The organism is Streptomyces sp. ALB3 (genome assembly GCF_044385685.1).
Taxonomy (GTDB): domain Bacteria; phylum Actinomycetota; class Actinomycetes; order Streptomycetales; family Streptomycetaceae; genus Streptomyces.
In genome coordinates, this window is record NZ_JBISCE010000001.1 from 157,018 (window position 1) to 182,397 (window position 25,380).

The following is a 25,380-nucleotide window of genomic DNA, read 5'->3' on the forward strand; positions in this document are numbered from 1 at the left end:
GCACGACGACAGTCACGGCACCTCGCCGTGCTGTCGGAACGCCCGGATGTCCGGTACGCGGGCGTCCCTCCGCCGTGCGGCGCACCGCAGCTGACGCCGCACGCCGATCCACCAGGGCGTGCACAGGATGACCCCCTCCGCGAGCGAGAAACGGAGGGGGTCATTCTGCATGGTTGAGCACGGTAGAGTTGGGGAAGTCCCCGCAGCTGCCCGCACCGCCCGCATATGAGAATGCGCCCGGCCGCGACAAGAAGCAGCCAAAGTACGTGAACTCCTTGAGGCATAAGTGGCCTTTGTCAGGCCCGACTTGCCCTGGAATCCTATGAATCCAGCCTATGCGTGCGGTCACGTGTGCCCAGAATTCTCGTCCGATTGACCTGTTGCAGAGGGCAGTTGGGCAGATACATTCGGCCGCGGTCGACGCGTTCCGGCGCACGCCACCCTCTCCTGTCGGAGGGTGAGTTCTGACCCGGGCCCGCGAAGTGCGGTCTCGTGCAAGGGCCAGTAATAGGGGAGTTAGGCATGGCTCAGGGCACCGTCAAGTGGTTCAACGCGGAGAAGGGGTACGGCTTCATCGCGGTCGACGGTGGTGCGGATGTTTTCGTCCACTACAGCGCGATCCAGATGGACGGGTACCGCACCCTCGAAGAGGGTCAGCGAGTTGAGTTCGAGATCTCGCAGGGCCAGAAGGGGCCGCAGGCGGACATGGTCAAGCTCGCCGTCGGCTGAGCTCGGCGCGGTCGGCCAACGACACTACTCACGCACGTGAGGCCCGTACCCCCGCCGGGGTACGGGCCTCACGTGCGTCGCCGCCCGCGCCGGACGCCCGGAAGGCCTTCCGGGACCCGGCGGTGGGGGCCGCGCCCGCCGGTCGCCCGGCCGTCGCACCCGGCGAGCCTTCCCCGGAGGCGCTTGCACTCTCAGGGGTCGAGTGCTAATCATTGGCGTTAGCACTCTCCAGGTGAGAGTGACAGAACTTGGACCGGGCCGGTGAGGCCCGCAGGCCCAGTGGGGCAAGGAACCACTGAGCACGCTGGCCGTCCGTCGCGGGCGCCACTCGGTCCGGAGAAATCCACCCCTGTCCGGGAGGACCACTTCACATGGCCAAGATCATCGCGTTCGACGAGGAGGCACGGCGCGGTCTCGAGCGCGGGATGAACCAGCTCGCCGACGCCGTCAAGGTCACCCTCGGCCCCAAGGGCCGTAACGTCGTCCTCGAGAAGAAGTGGGGCGCGCCCACGATCACCAACGATGGTGTTTCCATCGCCAAGGAGATCGAGCTCGAGGACCCGTACGAGAAGATCGGTGCGGAGCTGGTCAAGGAGGTCGCCAAGAAGACGGACGACGTCGCCGGCGACGGTACGACCACCGCCACCGTTCTCGCTCAGGCGCTCGTCCGCGAGGGCCTGCGCAACGTCGCCGCCGGTGCCAACCCGATGGCTCTGAAGCGTGGCATCGAGAAGGCCGTCGAGGCCGTCTCCGCCGCTCTGCTGGAGCAGGCGAAGGACGTGGAGACCAAGGAGCAGATCGCTTCGACGGCCTCCATCTCCGCTGCCGACACCGAGATCGGCGCCAAGATCGCCGAGGCGATGGACAAGGTCGGCAAGGAAGGCGTCATCACCGTCGAGGAGTCCCAGACCTTCGGTCTGGAGCTGGAACTCACCGAGGGTATGCGCTTCGACAAGGGCTACATCTCGGCGTACTTCGCCACCGACATGGAGCGTATGGAGACGTCGTTCGACGACCCGTACATCCTGATCGTCAACTCCAAGATCAGCAACGTGAAGGACCTCCTTCCGCTGCTCGAGAAGGTCATGCAGTCGGGCAAGCCCCTGCTGATCATCGCGGAGGACGTCGAGGGCGAGGCCCTGTCGACCCTGGTCGTCAACAAGATCCGTGGCACCTTCAAGTCCGTCGCCGTCAAGGCTCCGGGCTTCGGTGACCGCCGCAAGGCCATGCTCGGCGACATCGCCATCCTCACCGGTGGCACCGTCATCTCCGAGGAGGTCGGTCTCAAGCTGGAGAACGCCGGCCTGGACCTGCTCGGCACCGCCCGCAAGGTCGTCATCACCAAGGACGAGACGACGATCGTCGACGGTGGCGGTGAAAGCGACCAGGTTCAGGGTCGCGTCAAGCAGATCCGTGCCGAGATCGAGAACTCCGACTCGGACTACGACCGCGAGAAGCTCCAGGAGCGCCTCGCGAAGCTGGCCGGCGGCGTGGCCGTCATCAAGGCCGGCGCCGCCACCGAGGTGGAGCTCAAGGAGCGCAAGCACCGCATCGAGGACGCGGTGCGCAACGCCAAGGCCGCCGTCGAGGAGGGCATCGTCGCCGGTGGTGGCGTGGCCCTGCTCCAGGCCTCGGCCGTCTTCGAGAAGCTCGACCTGACCGGTGACGAGGCCACGGGCGCCAACGCCGTGAAGCTCGCGCTGGAGGCCCCGCTCAAGCAGATCGCCGTCAACGGTGGTCTCGAGGGTGGCGTCATCGTCGAGAAGGTGCGCAACCTGCCGATCGGTCACGGCCTGAACGCCGCGACCGGCGAGTACGTCGACATGATCGCCGAGGGCATCATCGACCCGGCGAAGGTCACGCGCTCCGCCCTGCAGAACGCCGCGTCCATCGCCGCGCTCTTCCTGACCACCGAGGCCGTCATCGCCGACAAGCCGGAGAAGGCCTCCGCGGCCGCTCCGGGCGGCATGCCGGGCGGTGACATGGACTTCTGATCCTCGGATCAGCAGCTCCAGCGGTACCCGCAGTACCTGTACGACGCCGGCCCCCGGGACTCGTTCCCGGGGGCCGGCGTCGTTCCCGTGCGTGCCGGCCCCGGTGTGCCCGCCCCGGCCGGGCGGCAGGGGCGGGCGTCGAGCGGGAGCACTCCCGGAAGGTGAGGGTGGGGAGCGGCCCCCCACGCCCTCTCCCGTCAAGACTCGAACGCATGGCGACTTTGCGTGAGCCCAACTGCCTTCTGTGTCAGCTCTATTGACCTGAGGTTTCAGAAGTTTTACGTTCCTTGACACTTGAGAGCGCTCTCAGCCGCGTTCCGACCCCCCATGACGAGGTGCTGCCCATGCAAGCCTCCCTCTCCAGACCAGCAGCGGCGACGGTCCTGGCCATCGCTCTGGCCGCCGTGGGTCTGGGCCCTGCCGCGTCCCCGGCGGCAGCCGCCACCGTCCCCGCAGGTTCCGGCAGCTACACCGACAGCCGGCCCGCCGGTACCTCCGGCCCCACCACCAACACCGGCGCCCCCGTCACGCCCAAGCTCACGGCGGCGGCCAAGGACCGGCCGGTCCCCACCAACGACTGGTGGTCCTCCCTCGCCTACCAGCGGTACGGCGACAATCCGTACTCGACCCCGATGTACGGCCACCCGCTCACCTACCAGGCCACGTCGGGCGGACTGGAGGTCGGCTACCCGACCACGCCGGCGGTCGTCGGCGACGGCCGCCAGTACGAGTACGCGCACAAGGCCGACCTCACCGTCGGCCTCAACGGTCTGAACTCCCCGGACACGAAGGCCGACGCCTGGTCCGACTGGACGGTGACCCCTTACTGGTCGGACGGCACGCGCACCCTGCGTACGACCATCGGGCACGGCATGCCCTTCGTGTACGCCAAGGGCTCCGGTGGTGACGCCCGCATCACCACGGCCGGCACCCCCACCGTCTTCGCGGACAACGGCAACGTCCTCGGCATCACCGTCGCCGGACACCACTACGCCCTGTTCGCCCCGACCGGCAGCGACTGGAACGTCTCCGGCACGGCGATCACCGCCGGGCTCGGCGGCAAGGACTACTTCTCGCTCGCCGTGCTGCCGTCCACGGACGCGCTCGCGACCTACCGGAAGTACGCCTTCAGCTTCGTCACCGGATCCACGGTCGCCTGGGAGTCCGCCGGCGGCACGGTCAAGGCGACCTACAGCCTGACCACCGAGGCCAAGGAGGGCACCGAACGGGGCACGCTCCAGGCGCTGTACCGCCACCAGTGGCTGCACACCACCGACGCGCTCACGCCGTACACGTACGTCTCCCCGCGCGGCACCATGAAGGTCAGGGAGTCCGCCTCCTTCACCACCAGCCAGAAGAACCAGGGCGTGCTCCCCGCCCTCCCCGCGTCCAGCGGGGTCGACAAGGCCAGGCTGACCGGATATCTGAACGAGGTGGCGAACGCCTCCGACCCGTTCTCCGGGGCCGCTGACACGTACTGGACCGGCAAGGCGCTCGGCCGCCTCGCGCAGCTGGTGCCCGTCGCCGACCAGATCGGCCAGACGGGCATCCGGGACAAGATGCTCGGCCTGATGAAGGGCCGGCTCCAGGAGTGGTTCACGGCGGGCGGGGCCAGCGAGTTCAGCTACGACAAGAACTGGAAGACGCTGACCGGCTACCCGGCCTCGTACGGCAGTGACACCGAGCTCAACGACCACCACTTCCACTACAGCTACTACGTCTACGCGGCGGCGATCGTCGCCCAGTACGACCAGGCGTGGGCCGCCGACTCCGCCTGGGGCACCATGGTCAAGACCCTGGTCCGGGACGCCGCGAACCCCAGCCGCACGGACGCCGCGTACCCGTTCCTGCGCGGCTTCGACGTGTACGCGGGCCACAGCTGGGCCTCCGGCCACCAGGGATTCGCGGCGGGCAACAACCAGGAGTCCTCGTCGGAGTCCATCAACCTGAGCGCCGGGCTGGTCCTGTGGGGCGCGGCGACGGGTGACACCGGGCTGCGCGATCTGGGCAGCTATCTGCTGACCACCGAGTCGGAAGCGATCACGCAGTACTGGTTCGACGCCGACCAGCAGGTCTTCCCGGGCTCCTTCGGGCACGACACGGTCGGGATGGTGTGGGGCAGCGGCGGCGCGTACTCCACCTGGTGGACCGCCAACCCGGAGGAAATCCACGGCATCAACGTCCTCCCCGTCACCGGTGGCTCCCTGCACCTGGCCCGTGAGAAGGCGGCCATCAAGCGCAACATCGCCGAGATGCAGCGGGAGAACGGCGGACCGGCCGTCGAGTGGCGCGACCTCCTGTGGGAGTTCGAGTCACTGGCCGATCCGGCGGCGGCGAAGGCCAAGTGGGACGCGGGCAACGCGGGTTACAGCCCGGAGCAGGGTGAGTCCAAGGCGCACACGTACCACTGGATCACCACGCTCGACAGTGTGGGCGCGCCCGACCTGACCGTCAGCGGGAACATCCCGACGTCGGCGGTCTTCACCAAGAACGGCGTCCGTACGTACAGCGCCCACAACCACGGTTCCACCGCCCGCACCGTCACCTTCTCCGACGGCGCGACCCTCTCGGTGCCGGCCCGGTCCTCCGCCACGGGCACCGGTACCGGCGGCGGGAACCCCGACCCGGAGCCCGAGGAGCCGGGCCCGTCCACCGGCAACACCTTCCGGCTGAAGTCCGGCGGAACCCTCACCACCGCCACGGACGGCGCGGCGGGAGCCGACACGCTGGCCTCGGCCGACGGCGTCAACCGGGACGGCACGCCGTACAGGCCGACGGTCTACGAGGTCAGGAAGGTCGACGGAACACTCGCGGCGGGCGCGTCCACCGCCTTCCGCCTGCGGGTCGACGCCGGTACCAAGGTGGGTCTCGCCCCGCAGGTGAGGGTGAGTTACGACCTCACCGGTGACGGCTCCTTCGACCGGACCGAGACCTTCCGCTACTTCGCGACCGACCCGGTCACGGGCTGGGAGGAGTACACCCAGGCCGTGGGGACGGCGGCGGTGACCGGCAGCCTGGGCAACCTCAAGGGCGGCACGGTCCGGCTGGAGGTCTGGAACGCGCTGGGCAACGGCACCTCCCAGGTGCAGACCGGCACGGACGCGGCGGTCGTGAAGATCCCGTTCGTCTAGGCATCCCGGTGTGCGGCGGGTCCCGTGCCCTTCAGGCCGAGGCCCGCCGCACGAGCGTGGTCGGGGTGATCACGGAGTCCTGCCGGGCGGCTTCCGCACGGGTCCTGTCCAGGCCCTGGAGCAGCAGCCGCGCCATCAGCCGTCCCTGGCCCTCTATGTCCTGCCGGACGGTGGTCAGGGGCGGGTCGGTGGCCTCGGCCACCGAGTCCATGTCGTCGAATCCGACCAGGGCGACCTGCCCGGGCACCGCGATGCCGCGCTCACGCAGCACCCGGAGGGCGCCCGAGGCCATCAGGTCACTGGCCACGAACACCGCGTCCAGGTCCGGCCGCCGCTCCAGCAGTTCCGCCATCGCCCGGGCCCCGCTCTCCACGGTGAACGCGCCCTCGGCGACGAGCGCCGGGTCCGCCTCCGGCAGGACGTCCCGGTAGCCGTCGAGCCGGTCCAGGGCCGAGGTCTGGTCCGGCGGACCGCCGATGAAGGCGATCCGCTCCCGCCCGAGCCCGCGCAGGTACTGCACGGCGGCCCGCGCCCCGCCCCGGTTGTCGGCGTCGACGTACTGCACGGCCTGTTCGCCGGGGCCGGCGGTCCAGCTCGGCCGGCCTCCGTAGACGGTCGGCACCCCGGCCCGCCGGGTGATCGCGGGCAGTGGGTCGTCGGTGTGCAGGGAGAAGGCGAGGGCCCCGTCCACATGGCCGCCGGACAGGTAGCGCGCGATCCGGTCGAAGTCCGCCGGGCCCTCCACGATCAGCAGCACCAACTGGGTGTCGTGGGCGGCCAGTTCCTTGCTGATGCCCCGGAGCTGCCGGGAGAAGAACGGGTCGGAGAAGATCCGGATCTCCGGCTCGGCGATGACCACGGCCACCGCTCCGGTCCGCCGGGTGACGAGCGTCCTGGCCGCCTGGTTCGGGACGTACCGGAGTTCTTCGACCGCCTGGCGCACCTTGTCCACCAGCGGCTTGCGGACCCCGTCACCCCCGTTGACGACCCGGGACACCGTCGCCCGTGACACGCCCGCCCGCGCCGCGACGGCTTCGAGGGTGGGCCGGGACCCGGGGTGCTGCTCGGGCAAGGCGGGCGCTCCTCGTGGCTGGGCGACGGCACGGACCGAGGGCCCCGCCGAGTCGTCTACAGCGTAACGCCAGGGTGCGCACGGCCGAGAGCGCTTCCGGCCCGAGGCCGGGGCCTCGCGGGAGCCGGGATGACGGTCCTCCCGGACATTCACTCCATTCACCGGCATTCACCGGATTCTCTGTCATGACCCTGGCGGAACGCGCGATCCCCCTCCACAATGCCGATGGGAGCGCTCCCATTTCCGGAGGGCCCCCGTTCCCCACCGCAGCTGTCGACGAAAGGCCTTCCCGGTGAATGCCTCACCACTCTCCGCACGGCCCGTGCGCGTCCGCCCCCGGCTCGGGCGGCGCGCGTTCGGGATGTCAGCCGCCGCCTTACTGTGCGCGGCCGCGCTGGCGGTTCCCGGCACGGCTCTGGCCGAGGACGCCGAACCCGGCCCCGAGCAGATCACCAACGGCGACTTCGCCGCCGGTACCGCCCCCTGGTGGTGGACGGCGAACACGTCGCCGGCCGTGTCGGACGGCCGGCTGTGTGCCGAGGTGCCCGCCGGTACGTCGAACGCCTGGGACGTCATCGTGGGCCAGAACGACATCCCGATCGTCGCCGGCGAGAGCTACGAGCTGACCTACACGGCCAGTTCGACGGTGCCCCTGACCGTGCAGACCCGGATCCAGGAGGCGGTCGACCCGTACACCGCGGTCCTCGCCACCGCTGACCCGGTGGGGGTGGAGGCCACACCCGTGACCCGTACGTTCACGGCTTCGGTGGACCAGCCGGCCGCGTCGGTGCAGTTGCAGATCGGCGGCGGGGAGCGGGCGACGACCTTCTGCCTGGACGACGTGTCGCTGCGGGGCGGTGCCGAGCCGCCCGTGTACGTGCCGGACACCGGTTCACCGGTCCGCGTCAACCAGGTCGGATACCTCCCGAAGGGTTCCAAGAGCGGCACCGTGGTCACCGACGCCGACGCGCCGCTGACATGGACGGTGAAGGCCGGGGACGGCTCGACGGCGGCCACCGGGTCGACCGTGCCGCAGGGCGAGGACCCCAGCTCGCGCCAGCGGGTCCACACCTTCGACTTCGGCGGCCTCACCACAGTGGGCGACGGGTACACCGTCGAGGTCGACGGCGAGGTGAGCGAGCCCTTCTCGATCCGTGGTGACCTGTACGACGGGCTGCGCTCCGACGCGCTGGCGTACTTCTACCACAACCGCAGCGGCACCCCGATCGAGGCGGACCTCGTCGGTGAGGAGTACGCGCGCCCGGCCGGCCACATCGGTGTCGCGCCCAACAAGGGCGACACGGACGTCCCCTGCCAGGCGGGGGTCTGCGACTACCGGCTGGACGTGTCGGGCGGCTGGTACGACGCGGGCGACCACGGCAAGTACGTGGTCAACGGTGGCATCTCGGTGGCCCAGCTGATGTCCACGTACGAGCGCACCCTGACCGCCCCGGACGCCGAGTCGGCGGAGCTCGGCGACGGTGAGCTGCGCGTGCCCGAACGCGACAACGGAGTGCCGGACATCCTGGACGAGGCGCGCTGGGAGATGGACTTCCTGATCAAGATGCAGGTCCCGGCCGGGGAGCCGCTGGCGGGGATGGCCCATCACAAGATGCACGACGCCGCGTGGACCGGGCTGCCGATGAAGCCGCATCTCGACCCCCAGCAGCGCGAACTGCACCCCCCGTCGACGGCCGCCACGCTGAACCTCGCCGCTTCGGCCGCCCAGTGCGCCCGGCTCTACGCCCCCTTCGACAAGGCCTTCGCGGACCGCTGCCTGCGGGCCGCCGAGACCGCGTGGGGCGCGGCGAAGCAGCACCCGGACGTGCTCGCCGACCCGAACGACGGGACCGGCGGCGGCGCGTACAGCGACAACGACGTCTCGGACGAGTTCTACTGGGCGGCGGCGGAGCTCTTCACCACGACGGGCAAGGACGCCTACCGACAGGCGGTTCTCTCCTCGGACCTGCACGGTGACGCGGACAAGGTCTTCCCGGCGGGCGGCGGTATCTCCTGGGGCTCGACCGCCGGACTCGGTGTGCTCACCCTGGCCACCGTGCCCAACTCCCTGACCCCCGAACAGCTGACCGGGGTGCGCACCGTGGTGACCACGGGCGCCGACCGCTACGCGGCCCAGTCCCGCGAGCAGGCGTACGGGCTGCCGTACGCGCCGAACGGCGAGGACTACGTCTGGGGTTCCAACAGCCAGGTGCTCAACAACATGGTGGTCCTGGCGACGGCCCACGACCTGACGGGCGAGGCCGCCTACGAGGAGGCCGTGCTGCGGGGAGCCGACTACCTGTTCGGCCGCAACCCCCTCAACCAGTCCTACGTCACCGGCTACGGCGAGCGGGACTCGCAGAACCAGCACCACCGCTTCTGGGCGCACCAGAACGACTCCACCCTGCCGCACCCGGCTCCGGGTTCGGTCGCCGGCGGGCCCAACCTGACCGCGACCGCCTCCGGTGACCCGGTGGCGGCGGAGAAACTGACCGGCTGCGCCCCGGCCATGTGCTACATCGACGACATCGGTTCCTGGGCGACCAACGAGATCACCATCAACTGGAACGCGCCGCTGGCGTTCATCGCCTCCTACCTGGACGACGCGGGCGAGGGCGGACAGGGGGCCGTGGCCCGCACGTGCAAGGTGGCGTACTCCTCGCACCCGTGGAAGAGCGGCTCCACGGTGACGGTCCGCGTCCAGAACACCGGCTCGGAACCCGTCTCACCGTGGTCGCTGACCTGGCTGCTGCCCGGTGAGCAGCGGCTGAGCCACACCTGGAGCGCGGAGTTCGACCAGGACGGCCGCACGGTCAGCGCCAGGCCGCTGTCGTGGAACCGGACCCTGGCGCCCGGTTCGGCGGTCGACTTCGGGTTCAACACCTCCGCCGCGGCCCCGGCGCCGGACCCGGGGGCGTTCAAGCTGAACGGCCGGGCCTGCACCTCGGGCTGATCCCGTGTAGCCGTGCCACGGGCCCGGGTGCGGTCGTCCTCCGTGGACGCCGTGCCCGGGGCCGTGCCCCGCACAGTCCGCCGCGCAGGTCTTCGGGGCTGCCCGGTGCCCGGCACGCACCGCACTCCAGGGTGAGCAGCGCCGCTCGCCGCTCCGGAGCGGGCGGGTGCGGGGGCAGCTTGTCGGCCGGCCGCCTGCGGATCGGGGAGACCGCGTGGTGGACGGGAGCCCCGGGGTCAACTCGGGCGGCCCGCACCCCCGATCGGATGGAGTCCGCCGCGAGGCCGGGCGTGGCGCGCCACAAGATCGCCAGGATGGCCGGTGACGGCGCCCTGACCAGGACGTTCCGGGACCAGGGGCACTCGCATGCCGTCGACCGATCCGAGCGGGAGCGACCATGGCGAACGAGCTGAAGTACGGCGACAAGATCCACCTGCAGAACGGCTACAACAGCTGGACCGGCGGCTATCTGGACACCAACGGCCACAGCAGCGACTCCGGCGGCAAGTACGCCGTGTCGACCGCCGCTTCCCCCACGCGCGGCGAGGGGACCGGCACCTGGGAGATCCTCTCGCCGACCGGCAAGGCCGCCGGTACCCCCGTCGTCAGCGGTGACGTGATCCAGCTGCGCAACCTCTACGGCGGGGACGGCGGGTACCTCGACACCAACGGCCACGCCTCCACGGACCAGCGGAACGCGGGCGCGAAGTTCAACGTGTCCACGTCCAAGGACAAGGACCGGGCGCCCGGTTCCGGTACCGGGCGCTGGCGCATCACCGCGCGCACGTCCACGCCCGCCGACGGGAGCATCCGCCCCGGCGACGTCATCCACCTGTGGAACCTCTACGCCGACAACGGCGGTTTCCTGGAGACCAACGGCGGCGGCCCCGCCGGCGGCGCGTACGACGTCTGCACCAACGCCTACTCCAACCGCGCGCAGGACGTGGCCGACTGGAAGGTCCAGCGCCCGTAGCGGTACCGGCGCCGTAGCGTCACGTACGGGGTCCGCGGCACCGCTCGCGGGCCCCGCTCACACACCCAGGCCGGCGTCCCGTGCCAGCAGCGCGGCCTGCACCCTGTTCTCGCAGCCCAGCTTGGCGAGGATGCGGCTCACGTACGTCTTCACCGTGGCCTCGCTCATGTGGATGCGCTGGCCGGCGTCCGCGTTGGACAGGCCCTCTCCCAGGAGGGCCAGTACCTCCCGCTCGCGCTCGGTCAGCTTCTCCAGCCGGCGGCGGGCCTGTTCGGCGCGCAGCGTGGTCCCGCCGGAGGCCAGGGAGTCCACGACATGCCGGGTGGCGCCCGGCGAGAGGTAGGCCTCCCCGGCCGCAGCCGCGCGCACGGCCCGCATGAGCTCCGCGGGCGCCGAGTCCTTCAGCAGAAAGCCCGCGCTGCCCTCGGTCAGGGCGCGCAGCACGTTGTGCCGTTCCCCGAACGTCGTCAGGATCAGCACCCGTACCCGTGGGGCGGTCCGGCGCAGCTCGGCCAGGGCCGTCAGCCCGTCCATGACCGGCATCTGGATGTCGAGCAGCGCGACGTCGACGGACCGGGAGCGGGCGAGTTCGACCGCCTCGCGGCCGTTCGCCGCCTCCGCCACGACGTCGATGTCGTCGGCCGAGGAGAGGATCATCCTGATGCCCGCCCGGATCAGCGGTTCGTCATCCGTCACAAGAACCCTGATCACGACACTCCTGTGCGGTCCTGAACGGTCATCTCCGCGGGCATCCGGTCATCATCCCCGATCGCCTCGCCTGCCCTGTCCTGCGCCCCGGCCCGTGTTCCTCAGGCCGTCTCGAAGGACTTCTTCTCGATCAGCTTGCCGTCCCTGAAGCAGAACCGGAAGACCGGTTCCGCGTCCCAGCCGCTCCCGAAGTTAGTGGAGAGCAGGGTGAGGCACTTCGCCCCGGCCGGCTCCGGCGGAGCGCCGTCGCCAGGACCGGTGTTCAGGAACGAGTCGCCTCGCGGCAGCCGCTCACGCACGGACTCCTCGGACTGGCCGACCGTCACGGCCTCGTACTGCGCGGGGTCGATCATCGCCCTGTCCGCCTCACGCACGAGGAAGACGCCCGCGACGACGACACCGATCACCAGCACGACGGCGACCAGCGCCACCACGCCGCACCCGATGGCTATGCCGTTGCCCCTCTTGGTCCTGTTCACTGCCTTGGCCAACTCCTTCGGGAGACCGTTCCAGTCGATGACCGGATCACTCTCACCCGCGGGGCCCGCCGCGTTCTGCGCCCGGAAGTCGTCCGGCGGAGCGACGAACGTCTTCCTCGCGTCACCCGGCGAGGTGTAGGGCAGAACACCGGCCAGCCGGAAGCCACCGTTCGCCGTGGGGCCCGCGTGCACCATGCCGCCGACGAGCCGGGCCCGCTCCTCCAGACCGGCCAGCCCCTGGCAGCCGCTCGCCACTCCGCTGCCCACGGGCACCGCCACCGGACCGTTGGCGACCTCCACGACCAGCGAGTCCGGCTCGTAGCGCAACCCGATGGTGATCGGCGCCCCCGGGGCGTGCTTGTGGGCGTTCGTCAGGCCTTCCTGGACCACGCGGTACGCCGCGTGGTCGGCGGTCGGGGCGAGCGGACGCACCTCGCCCGAGCGCCGGATCTCCACGTCCGCGCCTGCCCTCCGGGACGTCTCGGCCAGGCTGTCGATGCCCGCCACGCCACGTGACGGCGCCCCGGGGTCCTCGCCGCCCGCACCGCCCGAGTCCCCGCCGGCCGGGGAGGCGCCCGCGCCGTCCCGCAGCACGCCCACCACGTCCCGCAGTTCGTGCATCGCGGCCACCGACGCCTCGCGCAGCACACCGACGGCCTCACGCTGCCGCCCGGTCAGCTCGCGGTCCACCTCCAGCGCACCGGTGTGCACCGCGATCAGAGCGAGCTGATGGCCCAGGCTGTCGTGCATGTCCTGCGCGATGCGCTGACGTTCCAGCATCCTGGCCTGACCGACGAGCATGGCCCGCTCGCGCAGGAGCTGGGCGTTGTACTCGTGGAGGGTGTCGGTCAGCGTCCGGCGCTGCGACCAGTAGCGTCCCGCGAGTCCCGGGACGATGATCGCGACCAGGATGAACATCCCGGCGACGGCCAGGAGCGACAGCGACGTGTGCGGTTCCCACGCGGCGGTCAGTCCGAGGCAGAGACCGTAGGCGACACCGAAGACGCCGCACGCCCTCCCGAGACCGGCGATCCGCCGCCCGGCCGACCAGGCGACGACGAGCAGCAGGGGCGCGAACCCGAAGAACGGCGCGGAGCCGGCCGCAGCCGCCAGCAGCACGGACGCGGGCAGCCCTCGCCGCAGGAGCGACAACACTCCCGCCAGCAGCCCGACGCCGACGGCCTGCACCGTGCCCTCGTCGTCCAGGAGCCCGGCGCCCACCGCGAGCAGCATGAGCGCCAGGCTCAGGAACGACTCGCCCACGATGCGCCGGGCCGGCCACATCCCCGGCGCGAGCAGGGCTCGCCCCGGTCCGGCCGACCAGGACGCCAGACGCGTCCTCACCGCCGACGCCGGGGACGAGGGGTTTGCGGGGGCCAGGGAAGTCGCACGAGTCACGGGCCAACCGTAGAGACCCCCGGCAGGGCGCCGCTGTCACCGTTGGTCGCGACGGCGGACGACGAAAGTCGCTGCCGCGCCGGGCCGTTGCTAGGCGCGCTTGAGGCCGGTGACGAAGGCGGCCCAGACGTCCGTCCGGAACACGAGCGCCGGGCCGTCGGTCATCTTGGAGTCCCGGACGGGGACCACGCCGGGGAGGCCGTCGGCGACTTGGAGGCAGTCGCCGCCATCACCGCCGCTGTAGGTCGACTTGTGCCAGGTCACTGTGGAGAGGTCGTGCTCAGAGCTGTTGGTCTGCATGGTCGTAATCCTCCGCCACCGATTCGATCAGGGCCAGGGATACTTCCGGTGACAGGGCGCTGGCCACGACAAGATCGTGGGTCAGTTAGTAGTGCCTGACGGTAGCTGGATCGTCCTGCAACTGACCTGTCCCCAGGCCCTGTAGGTAGGCGAGCGGCGGGGCGCTCGGGAAAGACATCAGTTTCAGGGGGCCTGCAAGAGCCATGTGCGCTCCGGCGGAGAACGGCAGGACCTGCACGATCACACGATGCCTCTGGGCCAGTGACGCGATGTGCCTGAGCGCCTCGGCCATCACGGCCCTGCCGCCCTTGTGGCGGCGCAGGACCGCTTCATCGAGAACCACCCAGAACAGGGGGGTTGTTGGATCAGTCAGCAGGCGCGCCCGCTCCAGTCGGGCTGCCACCAGTTCGTCGATGACCTCCTCGGTGGCGGTCGGTTGATATGCCCGGAACACGGCCCGCGCGTAAGCCTCGGTCTGCAAGAGGCCCGGGATCAGCGAAGGCGCGTACTCCCTGATGGCCGTGGCTTCCTGCTCCGCCTCTGCCGCCTCCGCGAAGTGGTCCGGGTACTTGGACTTCTTCAGGGCCGCACAGTTCCGAGTGAAGAAGCCGCCCGCGCCCAGGACCTCGTCCAGCTTCTGGGCCTGGTCGGCCTGCATGCGCCGTGTACCGGCCTCCAGTTGTCCGATGAAGGAGCCGCTGACGAACAACGGCGCCCCGAGGTCCTCCTGCGAGAGGCCTGCGGCCTCCCTCCGGTGGCGGAGTTCGGCGCCCAGGAGGGCTCGGGGCGAGGACGAGGGGTCGAGCTTCTTGGGTCCGGGCAAGACGACTCCTGTGGCACACGTGGGGGTGTTGGAACCGCACCTCTTCCACGGTAGCGGCGAATTGGCCACGCTGTGTAGGCATAGCCACTACTCAGCGTGGAAATGGGGAAGATCATGATGACGGCTACGGAACGGCGCAAAGAGACAGCGGGCAGAGTGCGGGCTGCGGAGGACGCGGTGGCGCGGCTGCGGGCCGGGCTCGCGGGAGTCGGAGTGAAGCTGCCGTCGCTGCGGATCGACCCGGTGTCGTTCGCGCGTGACGAGCCGGTGCCGCTGGTCGACCTCGGCCGGTGCTCGATCGAGACGGCACTTCGGCTGAGCGCGCAGCTCGAAGCGAAGGCCGCGCATGACAGTTGAAGGACTTGAGCCGTGCAGGCCGGAACCCGGCACGTTCGCGGTGGACGGCAGGGACGGCCGGGTGGGCCGGGTGATGGGCCGGGTCGGACCGTACGTCCAACTGCGCCCGCCGGGCGGCGGCGCGGAGTGGGACTGTCCGCCGGAAGCCGTCCGGCCGGCCTCGCCCGGGCTGGTACTGCGGGCGAGGGTGAAGGAGGTCAACCGGGAGGGGCGGCTGCCCTCGTGAGCGTGCGGCGCCCGCGGTGAGTCCTCCTGGCGGTCACCTCCGGGTGACCGCCGTGCCGGTCGCCGCCGGCACGAGCGCCGGGCGTCGGGGGCGCGAGTCTTCGACGCCACTCCGCCCACGGCCGGCTTCGCGGTCCGAGCATCCGTCCCGATGTCATCCGCCGGGGGTGCGCGGGTGCGACAGCGGGGCCGGCTCCCCGTGGAGCCGGCCCCGCCTCTGCACACGGTGCGTCAGGTTCTATACGCGGTAGCTGTCGTAATAGGTGCCGACCTGGGAGTGGTAGCCCGGGTCACCCGCATGCTTGTGCTTGTCGAACTCCGGGGAGTCCTTGATCTGGTCCTTGGTCAGGTCGACGAAGATCGTCTTGTGCTCGGTGTCGATCCCCTTGACCGTCCCTGCCGGAAGCAGGACGCTCTTGCCGAAGATCCAGACGCCTGTGTCGACGACGATGTAGGCGGAGCCCACCTCGTCGGAGTGCTTGTCGACCTTGCCGATGCTGCCGTCCGTCGCCTCGACCGAGAATCCGGTCAGGTCGGCGCCCGCGGTGTGACCGCTCGTGGGCTGGTAGCCCCACAGGTTGTCGCTCATGATTGGCTCCTTCCTAGACGGTTCATTCGGCGCGGCGAATCCCTCGCGATGGGGAAGAATTGCCGCTCAGTATTTCGGCTGCCCGCACTTCCGCCGCCCACACATGCCGAATGCGGGTGAACACGAAAAAAAGCGGGTGGCTCAGGTCCCGAAGGAGCTGAGCCACCCGCGTCAGTGTCGGTCGAGGTCGTTTACCAGCGGTACCACCGGCCGCGCTTGCCGCCACCGGCCGCCGGACGGACGAAGAATCCGATGAGCCAGACCACAAGTACGATCACCGCGATCCACCACAGTGCCTTGAGTGCGAAACCGGCACCGAAAAGGATCAGGGCGAGCAGAAGAACGAGAAGCAGGGGAACCATTGTTATCAACCTCCGTGACATCTGGTGCCCGGCAACCAATTTCCTACACACACGTGTTCGTGAGGAAAATTCTGCGGGCTTCTCGTGGGCTTCCCGTGACCGGTCACGGCAGGACGGCCCGCGCCCCGCCCCCGCCCCTGCGGCCTCCGCGCGGTGCGCGCCGCGTCCCGGCCTCGGGGCCGCCGTCACGCGACCTTGGGGCCGCAGCGCATGCCGATGTAGACGCAGCCCGTGCCGTCCTCCAGCTCGGAGAAGACGACGGGCATGTAGTCCTCGCTGAACGCCGCGCCCACCCCCGTGCCGGCGAAGACCGTCCCGGTCACCGGTATCAGGTCGATCGACAGTGGCTCGGAGAAGCCCTTCATGCCGTCGACGAACTTGTACACCGCGTGCCCCGCGCCGTCCCGCTCGGTGACGGTGATGACGACGCCCTCGCGCCGGTACGTGCCGGTGAGCGGTGCGAGGTCGACGGCCGGCGGCTCGGCCGGCGGGGCGAAGGGCTCCGGCATCGTCACCCCGGCCAGTTCCGCGAGCAGTTCACGGTAGAGCGCCGCGTACAGCTCGCGGGCGCCGCCGCCGTTGGTGAGCAGGACGACCGCCACGCCCGCGGAGGGCACCACGCGCAGGTAGCCGTACTGTCCGATCGACGCGCCGTCGTGGCCGTAGCCCTGGACGCCGTCCCAGTCGTACAGGGTCCAGCCCAGGCCCCAGCCGTCCGCACTGACCGTCCACTTGTCCGGTGAGTCGACCACGCGCCTCTGCATGAGTGCGACGGTCTCCTCGGACAGCAGGCGTGTGCCGTCCTGTGCGACGCCGCCGCCGAGGTGCATCCGCGCCAGCCGCGCGACGTCCCCGGCCGTGGCGATGACCCTGCCGTAGGGCCCCGCCGAGCGTGGCATCAGATCCCAGGCGGGCGCCGGGTCCGGGTCCTGTCCCGCCTCGCCCAGGTGCCCCATCGCCGCGCGGAACCGCAGGGCCTCCTCGGGCAGCGTCATGGTGTGCGTGACGCCGAGGGGCGTGAGGAGCAGGTCCTTCAGTGCCTCGTCCCAGACCTTGCCGGTCACGACCTCGATGATCCGGCCGAGGACGTTGTAGCCGACGCTGCTGTAGGAGATCGCGGTGCCGGGCGGACAGTCGAGTGCCACGTTCCTCGCGGCCTCGACGTACTTGGCGAGGCAGTCGTCACCGCGCCCGCTGTCATGTGTGAAGTCGCAGGTGAGTCCGCTGGTGTGGCTGAGCAGCCGACGCACGGTGATCGCCCTGGTCGCGTCGGGACCGGCGACCGAGAACTCGGGCAGCACATCCACGACCGGGGCGTCCAGATCCAGTGCACCCGATTCGGCGAGCCGCATGATCAGAGTGGCCGTGTAGACCTTGGCGATCGAACCCATCTGGAAGACCGAGTCGGTCGTGGCCTCCACGCCGGTGCCGCGGTGCAGCACCCCGCAGGCCAGTTCGTGGACGGTGCCGTCGACGAGAATCGCCAGGGACGCCCCGGGGACGTGGTGCTCGGCCCGCAGGGCGTCGAGGCGGGCCTGCCAGTGGGCGAGGTCCAGCTTCCGTCCCGCCGAGTCGCGTGTCCCCCAGGTGCCCTCGGCCTTCCATGCGCCCTGCTCGTCCCACGTCGCGGTGTTCTTCGGCATGCTGTCCCCCGAGTCGATGCGTACGTCGTTCTCCGATGCGAACACTGTACGCACGCCGGAACGCTGTACGCAAGATGCGTACAGCGTTGCTAGGGTGAGGAGGACGAAGTGGGACGAGCAGGGGACGAGGGCGTATGCCGGCCGACAGCAAGCCGATCGCATCGGTGTGGGACCGTCCGCGCCCCCGGCAGCGGGAGCAGCTGACGCGCGAGCAGATCGTGGCCGCAGCCATCGAGTTGCTGGACGCGGAGGGCGTGGAGGCCCTCAGCATGCGCAAGCTCGGCACCCGTCTGAGCGCCGCCGCCACGTCCCTCTACCGGCATGTGGCCAACAAGGACGAGCTGATCGAGCTGGTCGTGGACGACGTCTACGGAGAGCTGGAGGTGCCGCCCGCCTCCGACGGCGCGCGGTGGCGCGAGGCCGTCACGGGCACCGCCGCCGGACTGCGGGCCATGACCCTGCGCCACCCCTGGATCGCCTCGGAGATCGGCCAGGTCGGTCTCGTCCACATCGGCCCCAACGCCATGCGGTTGACCGCGGGGCTGCTCGCGCAGTTCGAGGCGGCGGGCTTCCCCCCGGGCGAGAGGGACCAGGCCGTGGGGACGCTCACCGCCTACGTCATCGGGATCGCGGTCTCGGAGGCCGCGTACCTCTCGCTGATCGCCCGGCACGGCAAGACGGAGCAGGAGTGGGTCGCGGGCCTGCGGCCGGCCTTCGACGAGGCTTTCGGCGAGGCGGCAGGCAAGGCGGCGGGCGAGGCGGCCGAGGAGCACCGGGGCGACGGGAAGCCGCAGGAGGACGCGCGCCGGCGGGACGTCCATCCCCGGCAGATCCGCGACGCCGACTTCGCGTACGGACTCGACCGCGTCCTCGACGGTCTGGAGGCCCGGCTCCCGGCTTGAACGGAACCGCCCGAGCCGGAGTCGGCCGGAACCCGCCGAACCGGAACCGCTGGACACGCAATGCTGGGCCCGGACCGCTGGACCGGGCGGCCGGGCCCGGGCCGTCGAGCCGCTGAACGCCTGCACCAAGACGCCGTCGACGGCACCCGCGCGTGACGCGCGCGGATGCCGTCGGAGGGATGGCGGCCGGGTCAGACGCCGGCCGGCTCCTTGGCCGGGGTGCCGCCCGACGCGGCGGCCGGCCCGGTGGCCGCGACCGTCGAGGGGGCCGGTTCCTGGGAGACGTCGAACTCCGTCAGCAGCGCCTTGCTGAAGCCGAAGAAGTACGTGGCGACGAAGCCTGCGACATAGCCGACGAGCAGACCGCCCGCGTAGACCGCGATGGTGGAGCCGAGGCCGTGGTTGCCGTCCAGGAGCGGGAACAGGGCCCAGCCGGACGGGCCGATGGCGGTCGAGCCGACCGAGTCGCCGAGCTGGTTGAACAGGCCCACGAAGCCGCCGCCGAACGCGCCGCCCACACAGGCCGTGACGAACGGGCGGCCCAGGGGCAGCGAGACGCCGTAGATCAGGGGTTCGCCGACGCCCAGCAGGCCGGCGGGCATGGCGGACCTGATGGTCCTGCGGATCGACTCGTTGCGGGGGAGGCGGAGGTAGACCGCCGCCGCCGCGCCGACCTGGCCGGCCCCGGCCATGGCCAGGATCGGGAGGAGGACCGTGAAGCCCTGCTGCTCGATCAGCGTCGTGTGGATCGGGATCAGGGCCTGGTGCAGGCCCAGCATCACCAGGGGCAGGAAGAAGCCGCCGAGCAGGAAGCCCGCGCCCGCGCCGCCCGTGGAGAGCAGCCAGTCGGCGAACGTACCGATGGCGGAGGAGATCTCACCGGCCACGTACATCAGGCCGAAGATCGTGACGAGGCCGGAGATCAGGACGGTGAGTGTCGGGGTGACCAGGACGTCCAGCGCCTCGGGCACCCAGCGCCGGCACCACTTCTCGACGTACACGGCGAGGACCGCCGCACCGAGCGCGCCGAGGACACCGCCCTGACCGGGGGCCAGGGTCTGGCCGAAGGCGTCGATGTTCGCCACGCCGGGGAAGACGATGATCGCCGCGACGGCACCGCCGAGGATCGGCGTACCGCCGAACTCCTTCGCCGTGTTGTAGCCGACGAAGACCGCGATCAGCGCCATGAAACCGGAGGCCATCGCGGCGAGTGCGGGGGTGACCGACGTCAGCCAGCCGAGGTTCACCAGGAGGCCGTTGAGGCCCGCGATGATGCCGCAGCCGATCAGAGCGGGGATCAGCGGGACGAAGATGTTCGCGATCTTGCGGAGGAACAGCTTGAACGGCGTGGAGTTCTTCGCCTTCTGCTGCGCCTTGAGGGCCGCGCCCTTGTCGGCCAGCTCCTCGGCCGTGTGCACGGGACCGGGGGCGTCCGACGCCCGGCCCTCCTCGACCAGCTGCTCGAACTCGGGGGTGACCCGGGCGACGGTGCCCGGGCCGAGGACGATCTGGTACGTGTCGTCCTCGACCACGCCCATCACGGCGGGGACCGCCTTGAGGGCCTCGTCGTCGACGAGGGAACGGTCGTGCAGGCCCAGCCGGAGCCGGGTCATGCAGTGGGCGATCGAGCTGACGTTCGCAGCGCCACCGACGAGCGGCAGGATCGCGGCGGCAGTGGCGCGGTTCTTGTCTTCAGTAGCCATGTGCGTGGTGCCTTGCTGTGCGGGGAGTGGTGCGTCAGGTGGTTCGGACAGCCGCCAGGGCGGCGCGGAGGTGGCCTCGGGAGTCGGCCAGGAGTGCGGCGGCGGTGGGGCCGTCGACCCCTCCGAGGATGGTGAGGATGGCGTTCTTGACCTCGCCGTCGGTGGCGGCGAGCGCCGCCTCGATCTCCTGGTCCGACGCGCCGGTGGCGAGGGAGACGATCCGGCGGGAACGGGCGCGCAGCTTCTCGTTGGAGGCGCGGACGTCGACCATGAGATTCCCGTACGTCTTGCCGAGCCGGATCATCGTGACCGTCGACAGCATGTTCAGGACGAGCTTCTGCGCCGTGCCGGCCTTGAGGCGGGTGGAGCCGGTGAGCAGCTCGGGACCGACCACGATCTCCAGGCCGTGCTCGGCCGCCGCGGCGAGCGCGGAGTCCGCGTTGCAGGAGAGACCGATGGTGAGCGCGCCCACGGTGCGGGCGTGCTCGACGGCGCCGATGGCGTACGGGGTGCGGCCGGAGGCCGAGATCCCGACCACCGTGTCGTCGGCGGTGAGGCCCAGGTCGTCGAGGTCGGCGGCGGCCAGCTCCTTGCTGTCCTCGGCGCCCTCGACGGCCTTGACCATGGCGGAGGGGCCGCCCGCGATCAGGCCGATGACCTCGGACGGGTCGGTGTTGAAGGTGGGCGGGCACTCGCTCGCGTCGAGTACACCGAGACGGCCGGCGGTGCCGGCGCCCGCGTAGATCAGCCGCCCGCCGCGCGCCATGCGCTCGGCGGTGGCGTCGATCGCGGCGGAGATCTCGGGCAGCTTCTCGGCCACGGCGGCGGGGACGGTGGCGTCCTCGCCGTTCATGATGCGGGCTATCTCCGGCGTCGGCAGGTGGTCGATCTCGGCGAACTCCGGCCGGAACGCCTCCGTGGTGAGGGTGGCGAGCTGGGCTCGCAGTTCGCCGTAGCCGCCGGAGGCGGTTGAGCCGGCGTTCGCGTCGGTGGTGGGGGAGGTCATGGACGGGGCTCTGCTTTCTCGTGCTCGTACGGTGCGCGGGCGGGTGCGGGTGCGGCTGTGTCAGCGGCTGCGCGGGGTGTGGCGGTGCGCGAGCGCCTCGTACGAGGCGGACAGCGCGGGTGCGGCCGTGTCGTACGTCCGCTGGGCGACGCCTATGAAGAGGCAGTCGACCACCAGGAGCTGGCTCGTGCGGCTCGACATGGCGGCGGGCCGCAGCTCGCTCTCCCGCGCGGTGGACGTCGTCAGTACGTGGTCGGCGTACTGCGAGACGGGCCCGTCCGGGCGGCCGGTGATCGCGATCGTCGTCGCGCCGCGGTCGAAGGCGACCCGGAGCGGCTCGATGACGTCGCCCGTGGAGCCGGAGTGGGTGATCGCGATGGCCACGTCGCCGGGGCGGAGCTGCACCGCGTTGGTCACGGCGAGGTGCGGGTCCATGTGGGCGTGGGCTATCAGCCCGATGCGGAGCAGCTTCTGCGCCAGGTCCTGGCCGACCAGGGAGGACGCGCCGGCGCCGTAGATGTCGATGCGGCGCGCGCTCGCGGCTGCGGAGACGGCTGCCCCGAGCTGGACCGTGTCGAGGCCGGCTGCCGTGTCCGCGAGGGTCTGCTGCTCGTCGTAGGCGAGCTTCGCGACGACGTCCGCGATGGGGTCGTCGACCGCGATGTCGGCGGTGACGGCCGGCGCCCGGCCGGACTGCTGGTGAGCGGCGAGACCGGCGAGCGCGAGACGCAGGTCCCGGTAACCCGGGTAGCCGAGGAGGCGGGCCGTGCGTACGACGGTCGCCTCGCTGGTGCCGGTGAGCTCTGCGAGACCGGTGACGGTGAGGGCGGCACACCCGGCGGGATCCCCCGCGACGGCTTCGGCGACCCGCTGCATGGAACGGGTCATGGACGGGGCGAGCGTCCGGACCTTGGCCGCGAGTGCCGCGGGGGCGGGCGGCGAGTCCGGATTGAAACTTTCCTTCACGTCATTGGTCACGTCTGAAAGATATTTTCACCGGATGAACCCCGTCAACCCCCCTTTGGTCCCTACCTCTGAAGGATCACGTCCGGGGTGTCCGGGGCGGGGGGACAATGGGCCCATGGAGTTGAACAGCCTGGAACAGGCGCTGCACACCGCGCGTGCGCTGGTGATGGCCGACCTCGTCGCGGGCGACGTGGCGCAGGCCGGAATCGTCTCGATGGTCGAGGACGCGGTGGCCCACCGGAGGTGGTGGGTCGAGCAGTGGCCCGAGGGCGTGTCCTTCGTCACGGGCCTCGTGGCGCAGGACGTGCAGGACGCCCTCCTGGAACAGCACGGGCGCTGGCCGCTGTGCCCGGTGTGCACGGAGGGAGGCCCGCACGCCCTGGACGTCGAGCCGGAGCTCGGACCCGATCCGCGCTGGGTCTGCACGAAGACGGCGGTGTCCGTCGCGCCGGTGGGATCGCTCGCCGGGGTGCTCGGGCGGTGACCGTCTACATCGACCCGCCGACCTGGCCGGGCCACGGCCGCATGTGGTCGCACCTGGTCAGCGACGAGTCGTTCGCGGAACTGCACGCCTTCGCCGCAGCGATCGGCTGCCCGCCCCGGGCCTTCGAACGGGACCACTACGACATCCCCGAGGAGCGCTACGCGGACGCGGTGCGCGCCGGGGCGCGGGAGGTCGGGTCGAAGGAGATCGTGCGCCGGCTCACCGACGCGGGTCTGCGGCGGCCGAAGGGGCGTCCCGCGCCGGGCTGACCGCCTGCCCCGGGATGCTCCGCTCCGGACCGAGTGCCTGCCCCGGAATGCCCCGCACCGGGGCGGCGTGCGCCGGGGCGCCCGCGATCCGCCGGGACGGCGCACCGCCGCGCAGCCGCATCGAGACCGTCACGGCCGCCAGACCGAGGAGCAGCATCGCGGCGCCCGCCCAGGCCGTGGCCCGGAAGCCGAAGTCCGCGTCGATCACCACGCCGCCCAGCCACGGGCCGCTCGTGTTGCCCAGGTTGAACGCGGCCGTGGTCGTCGCCCCGGCGAGTGTCGGGGCCACACCCGCGACGTTGAACATCCGGGCGTTGAGGGCCGGGGCGGTGTAGAAGGCGGACAGGCCCAGCAGGAAGGCCAGGACGACCACCGCGACCTGGTTCGACGCGAACAGGGCCAGCGCCACCAGGAAGACCGTCGAGGCGCTGATGCCGCTCAGCAGCACGCCGAAGAGGTGCGCGTCCGCGATCCGCCCGCCGACGGCCGTACCGATCACCGCGCCGACGCCGAACAGCCCGAGGACCCACGGCACCCAGCCCGAACCGAGTCCCGCCACATCCGTCAGCAGCGGCGCGAGATAGCTGAACGCGCAGAACACCCCGCCCGCCGCGAGCGCCGTGATCACGATCGACAGCCACACCTGACGGTCCCGGTAGATCGCGACTTCCTTCTTGAGCTGCGGCTTCTCGTCCGGCAGCGGAATGCGCGGGATGCGCGCGAGGACGCCGGCGAGTGCCACGGCGGACGCCGCGCCCACCGCCCAGAACGCCGAACGCCAGCCGAAGCTCTCCCCGAGGAAGGCACCCAGCGGCACCCCCAGCACGTTGGCGATCGACAGTCCGCCGATCATCACCGCCATCGCCCTCGCCCGTGCGTTCACCGGCACCATCGCGATGGCGACGGCGGCCCCGACAGCCCAGAAGCCGGCACACGCCAGCGCGCTGACCACCCGGGACACGAACAGCACCTCGTACGTCGGTGCCAGCGCGCCCGCGACCTGGCCGAGCCCGAAGACGGTGATGAGCGTGACGAGAGTCGTACGGCGGGGCAGCCGCAGTGTGGCGACGGCCAGCAGCGGGGCACCGACCACCATGCCGATCGCGAAGGCGGATATCAGGAGTCCGGCCTGCGGGATCGACACGTCCATGTCGTCGGCGATGGGCGGCAGCAGCCCGGACAGCATGAACTCGCTGGTACCGAGGGCGAAGACCGAGAGGCCGAGGATGTAGACGGCCACCGGCATACGGGGACGGCCGGGAGCGGCGGGGGTGGAGGAGGCGGAGTCGGGCATGACAGTGGGTAACAGTGCCTACGGGCCTGTCATTCCCTCGTCCCAGTGGGTGAGAAGGTCAAGTTCGGTGGTGAGGTTCTGCCGTGCCCTTGCTTCCCACTCCGCCGCACCGTGGGGCGTACGGAACAGCCTGGGCAGGGCCAGCAGCTGCCGCAGGACGGCCGACCGCCCCTCGCGGAACGCGTCCTCCGGCACGAAGCCGTACTCCTCCCGCACCTGCGCCGCGTAGGCCGCGTACTCCTTCGGGGAGGCCGCCAGGATCGCGAGATCCGCGTCGCAGAGCACCTCTCCGTCGGCGTCGCCGTCCGCCGGGTCGTGGCCGGTGGTGAGCCGCACCAGCCGGGCGACCTCCGCCGCCGCCGCCTCGGGGACACCGGCCTCGGGCAGCGCGCGTTCGGCGACCGCGGCGCTGCGCTCCTCGTTCTCGGAGCGGTCCGGGCGGTAGACCGCGTCGTGGAACCAGGCGGCGAGGCGCACCAGGTCCGGGTTCCGGGCGTGGCCGGCCAGGGTGTCGACGTGGTCCAGGACCTGGATCAGGTGCGCGGTGGTGTGGTAGCGCCGCTGGGGTTCGGCCCAGCGCGCGAGGAGGGCGTCGGCGTACGGACCGGGGTCGGGCCCGTGCCCGCCGCGTACGGCGAGCAGGGCGTCGCGCCAGCGGTCGCGGAGCGCGCCGCCGGTGGGGGGACCTTCGAAGGTGCCGCTGTCGGATGGGTGGGGTCCGCTCTCGCTCATGCCGCTCATACGCCGAGGGTAGGACGTACGCCCCGCTGTTCGGCGCCCGTTCAGTGACCGGGTGCCGTGGGCAGCCCGGTGAGATGCGGTGCACAGTCCTGACCGGACGGGGGTAGGTGGTATGCGGCACCTCAGGGTCTTGTTCAACAATCCCCGCTGCATCGATCAGGGCCGGCCGTGGCCGGAGGGTGAGGGCGCGGGTGGTTCCCGTGGATACGCCCGCATTCGGGGTGCACGCGGGCGCTCCGGAGGCCGGGAGGGCGGCGTGCGGTTCGTGGAACGAGCGGG

General features: G+C 71.0%; 23 protein-coding genes and 1 pseudogene. 10 read left to right on the plus strand and 14 right to left on the minus strand.

The window, feature by feature from the left end:
• Positions 1–12: 12 nt before the first annotated feature.
• Positions 13–171 carry a hypothetical protein gene (locus ACHFIV_RS00845; protein WP_398961997.1) on the minus strand — a complete coding sequence of 53 codons (159 nt, stop codon included), beginning with the start codon at positions 169–171 and terminating at the stop codon, positions 13–15.
• A gap of 351 nt (positions 172–522) precedes the next feature.
• Here ACHFIV_RS00845 and ACHFIV_RS00850 point away from each other — a divergent pair, with 351 nt between their 5' ends.
• The 3 genes from ACHFIV_RS00850 (at position 523) to ACHFIV_RS00860 (ending at position 5,854) form a co-directional block, all read left to right on the plus strand.
• Complete coding sequence (locus ACHFIV_RS00850; RefSeq protein WP_003967346.1) at positions 523–729, plus strand: cold-shock protein; 207 nt, start codon at positions 523–525, stop codon at positions 727–729.
• A 371-nt stretch (positions 730–1,100) separates the two neighbouring features.
• Positions 1,101–2,723, plus strand: a complete 1,623-nt coding sequence (gene groL / locus ACHFIV_RS00855) for a chaperonin GroEL (protein WP_307125650.1) — start codon at positions 1,101–1,103, stop codon at positions 2,721–2,723.
• Positions 2,724–3,067: 344 nt separating this feature from the next.
• The gene (locus ACHFIV_RS00860; protein ID WP_398962000.1) at positions 3,068–5,854 is read left to right on the plus strand and encodes a glycosyl hydrolase; all 2,787 of its coding nucleotides are present in this window, start codon (positions 3,068–3,070) and stop codon (positions 5,852–5,854) included.
• Positions 5,855–5,885: 31 nt separating this feature from the next.
• Here the strand turns inward: ACHFIV_RS00860 and ACHFIV_RS00865 are convergent, their stop codons facing one another.
• Positions 5,886–6,926, minus strand: coding sequence for a LacI family DNA-binding transcriptional regulator (locus tag ACHFIV_RS00865; protein ID WP_398962003.1), 1,041 nt, complete (start codon positions 6,924–6,926; stop codon positions 5,886–5,888).
• Between the two features lie 361 nt (positions 6,927–7,287).
• Between ACHFIV_RS00865 and ACHFIV_RS00870 the strand changes: the two genes are divergently transcribed.
• On the plus strand, positions 7,288–9,879 hold the full coding sequence (locus ACHFIV_RS00870; RefSeq protein WP_398962365.1) for a glycoside hydrolase family 9 protein: 2,592 nt from the start codon (positions 7,288–7,290) through the stop codon (positions 9,877–9,879).
• Positions 9,880–10,276: 397 nt separating this feature from the next.
• The gene (locus ACHFIV_RS00875; protein ID WP_398962006.1) at positions 10,277–10,852 is read left to right on the plus strand and encodes a hypothetical protein; all 576 of its coding nucleotides are present in this window, start codon (positions 10,277–10,279) and stop codon (positions 10,850–10,852) included.
• A gap of 57 nt (positions 10,853–10,909) precedes the next feature.
• Here the strand turns inward: ACHFIV_RS00875 and ACHFIV_RS00880 are convergent, their stop codons facing one another.
• The 4 genes and pseudogenes from ACHFIV_RS00880 to ACHFIV_RS00895 all read right to left on the minus strand — a co-directional run bounded on the left by ACHFIV_RS00880 (position 10,910) and on the right by ACHFIV_RS00895 (position 14,560).
• Positions 10,910–11,563 carry a response regulator transcription factor gene (locus ACHFIV_RS00880; protein ID WP_398962009.1) on the minus strand — a complete coding sequence of 218 codons (654 nt, stop codon included), beginning with the start codon at positions 11,561–11,563 and terminating at the stop codon, positions 10,910–10,912.
• Between the two features lie 98 nt (positions 11,564–11,661).
• On the minus strand, positions 11,662–13,323 hold the full coding sequence (locus ACHFIV_RS00885) for a histidine kinase (RefSeq protein WP_398962368.1): 1,662 nt from the start codon (positions 13,321–13,323) through the stop codon (positions 11,662–11,664).
• Between the two features lie 204 nt (positions 13,324–13,527).
• Positions 13,528–13,737, minus strand: a complete 210-nt coding sequence (locus tag ACHFIV_RS00890) for a DUF397 domain-containing protein (RefSeq protein ID WP_398962011.1) — start codon at positions 13,735–13,737, stop codon at positions 13,528–13,530.
• Positions 13,718–14,560: pseudogene (locus ACHFIV_RS00895) on the minus strand (helix-turn-helix domain-containing protein). Before ACHFIV_RS00895 ends, ACHFIV_RS00890 begins: the two are co-directional and overlap by 20 nt.
• A gap of 102 nt (positions 14,561–14,662) precedes the next feature.
• Here ACHFIV_RS00895 and ACHFIV_RS00900 point away from each other — a divergent pair.
• The gene (locus tag ACHFIV_RS00900) at positions 14,663–14,917 is read left to right on the plus strand and encodes a hypothetical protein (protein WP_398962014.1); all 255 of its coding nucleotides are present in this window, start codon (positions 14,663–14,665) and stop codon (positions 14,915–14,917) included.
• Positions 14,907–15,143 (plus strand): hypothetical protein, encoded by a 237-nt coding sequence (locus ACHFIV_RS00905; protein ID WP_398962017.1) that lies wholly within the window; start codon positions 14,907–14,909, stop codon positions 15,141–15,143. The genes ACHFIV_RS00900 and ACHFIV_RS00905 overlap by 11 nt, the downstream gene beginning before the upstream one ends.
• Positions 15,144–15,380: 237 nt before the next feature.
• Here the strand turns inward: ACHFIV_RS00905 and ACHFIV_RS00910 are convergent, their stop codons facing one another.
• From ACHFIV_RS00910 to ACHFIV_RS00920, 3 genes are all read right to left on the minus strand, one after another.
• On the minus strand, positions 15,381–15,731 hold the full coding sequence (locus ACHFIV_RS00910) for a PRC-barrel domain-containing protein (protein ID WP_398962019.1): 351 nt from the start codon (positions 15,729–15,731) through the stop codon (positions 15,381–15,383).
• A gap of 191 nt (positions 15,732–15,922) precedes the next feature.
• Positions 15,923–16,093 carry a hypothetical protein gene (locus ACHFIV_RS00915; protein ID WP_031093367.1) on the minus strand — a complete coding sequence of 57 codons (171 nt, stop codon included), beginning with the start codon at positions 16,091–16,093 and terminating at the stop codon, positions 15,923–15,925.
• A gap of 185 nt (positions 16,094–16,278) precedes the next feature.
• Positions 16,279–17,736: a serine hydrolase domain-containing protein gene (locus tag ACHFIV_RS00920; RefSeq protein ID WP_398962371.1), complete on the minus strand. Its 1,458-nt coding sequence runs from the start codon at positions 17,734–17,736 to the stop codon at positions 16,279–16,281.
• Positions 17,737–17,870: 134 nt separating this feature from the next.
• On the opposite strand from ACHFIV_RS00920, the gene ACHFIV_RS00925 reads away from it, so the two are divergent.
• Positions 17,871–18,638: a TetR/AcrR family transcriptional regulator gene (locus ACHFIV_RS00925; RefSeq protein ID WP_398962022.1), complete on the plus strand. Its 768-nt coding sequence runs from the start codon at positions 17,871–17,873 to the stop codon at positions 18,636–18,638.
• Positions 18,639–18,829: 191 nt separating this feature from the next.
• Here the strand turns inward: ACHFIV_RS00925 and ACHFIV_RS00930 are convergent, their stop codons facing one another.
• The 3 genes from ACHFIV_RS00930 to ACHFIV_RS00940 are packed head-to-tail and all read right to left on the minus strand — an operon-like array spanning position 18,830 to position 22,325.
• On the minus strand, positions 18,830–20,341 hold the full coding sequence (locus ACHFIV_RS00930; protein ID WP_398962024.1) for a PTS transporter subunit EIIC: 1,512 nt from the start codon (positions 20,339–20,341) through the stop codon (positions 18,830–18,832).
• Between the two features lie 34 nt (positions 20,342–20,375).
• Positions 20,376–21,347 (minus strand): N-acetylmuramic acid 6-phosphate etherase, encoded by a 972-nt coding sequence (gene murQ, locus ACHFIV_RS00935; protein ID WP_398962026.1) that lies wholly within the window; start codon positions 21,345–21,347, stop codon positions 20,376–20,378.
• Between the two features lie 60 nt (positions 21,348–21,407).
• The gene (locus ACHFIV_RS00940; protein ID WP_398962029.1) at positions 21,408–22,325 is read right to left on the minus strand and encodes a MurR/RpiR family transcriptional regulator; all 918 of its coding nucleotides are present in this window, start codon (positions 22,323–22,325) and stop codon (positions 21,408–21,410) included.
• A gap of 103 nt (positions 22,326–22,428) precedes the next feature.
• Here ACHFIV_RS00940 and ACHFIV_RS00945 point away from each other — a divergent pair, with 103 nt between their 5' ends.
• Both ACHFIV_RS00945 and ACHFIV_RS00950 read left to right on the plus strand, forming a co-directional pair.
• Positions 22,429–22,797 (plus strand): hypothetical protein, encoded by a 369-nt coding sequence (locus tag ACHFIV_RS00945; RefSeq protein ID WP_398962030.1) that lies wholly within the window; start codon positions 22,429–22,431, stop codon positions 22,795–22,797.
• Positions 22,794–23,066 carry a DUF4031 domain-containing protein gene (locus ACHFIV_RS00950; RefSeq protein WP_398962033.1) on the plus strand — a complete coding sequence of 91 codons (273 nt, stop codon included), beginning with the start codon at positions 22,794–22,796 and terminating at the stop codon, positions 23,064–23,066. The genes ACHFIV_RS00945 and ACHFIV_RS00950 overlap by 4 nt, the downstream gene beginning before the upstream one ends.
• Here the strand turns inward: ACHFIV_RS00950 and ACHFIV_RS00955 are convergent.
• Together ACHFIV_RS00955 and ACHFIV_RS00960 are read right to left on the minus strand one after the other, a co-directional pair.
• A complete protein-coding gene (locus ACHFIV_RS00955) occupies positions 23,017–24,312 on the minus strand; it encodes a Cmx/CmrA family chloramphenicol efflux MFS transporter (protein WP_398962374.1) in 1,296 nt (431 codons plus the stop codon). The genes ACHFIV_RS00950 and ACHFIV_RS00955 overlap by 50 nt on opposite strands.
• A 66-nt stretch (positions 24,313–24,378) precedes the next feature.
• A complete protein-coding gene (locus tag ACHFIV_RS00960) occupies positions 24,379–25,092 on the minus strand; it encodes a hypothetical protein (protein ID WP_398962377.1) in 714 nt (237 codons plus the stop codon).
• Positions 25,093–25,380: the final 288 nt, after the last annotated feature.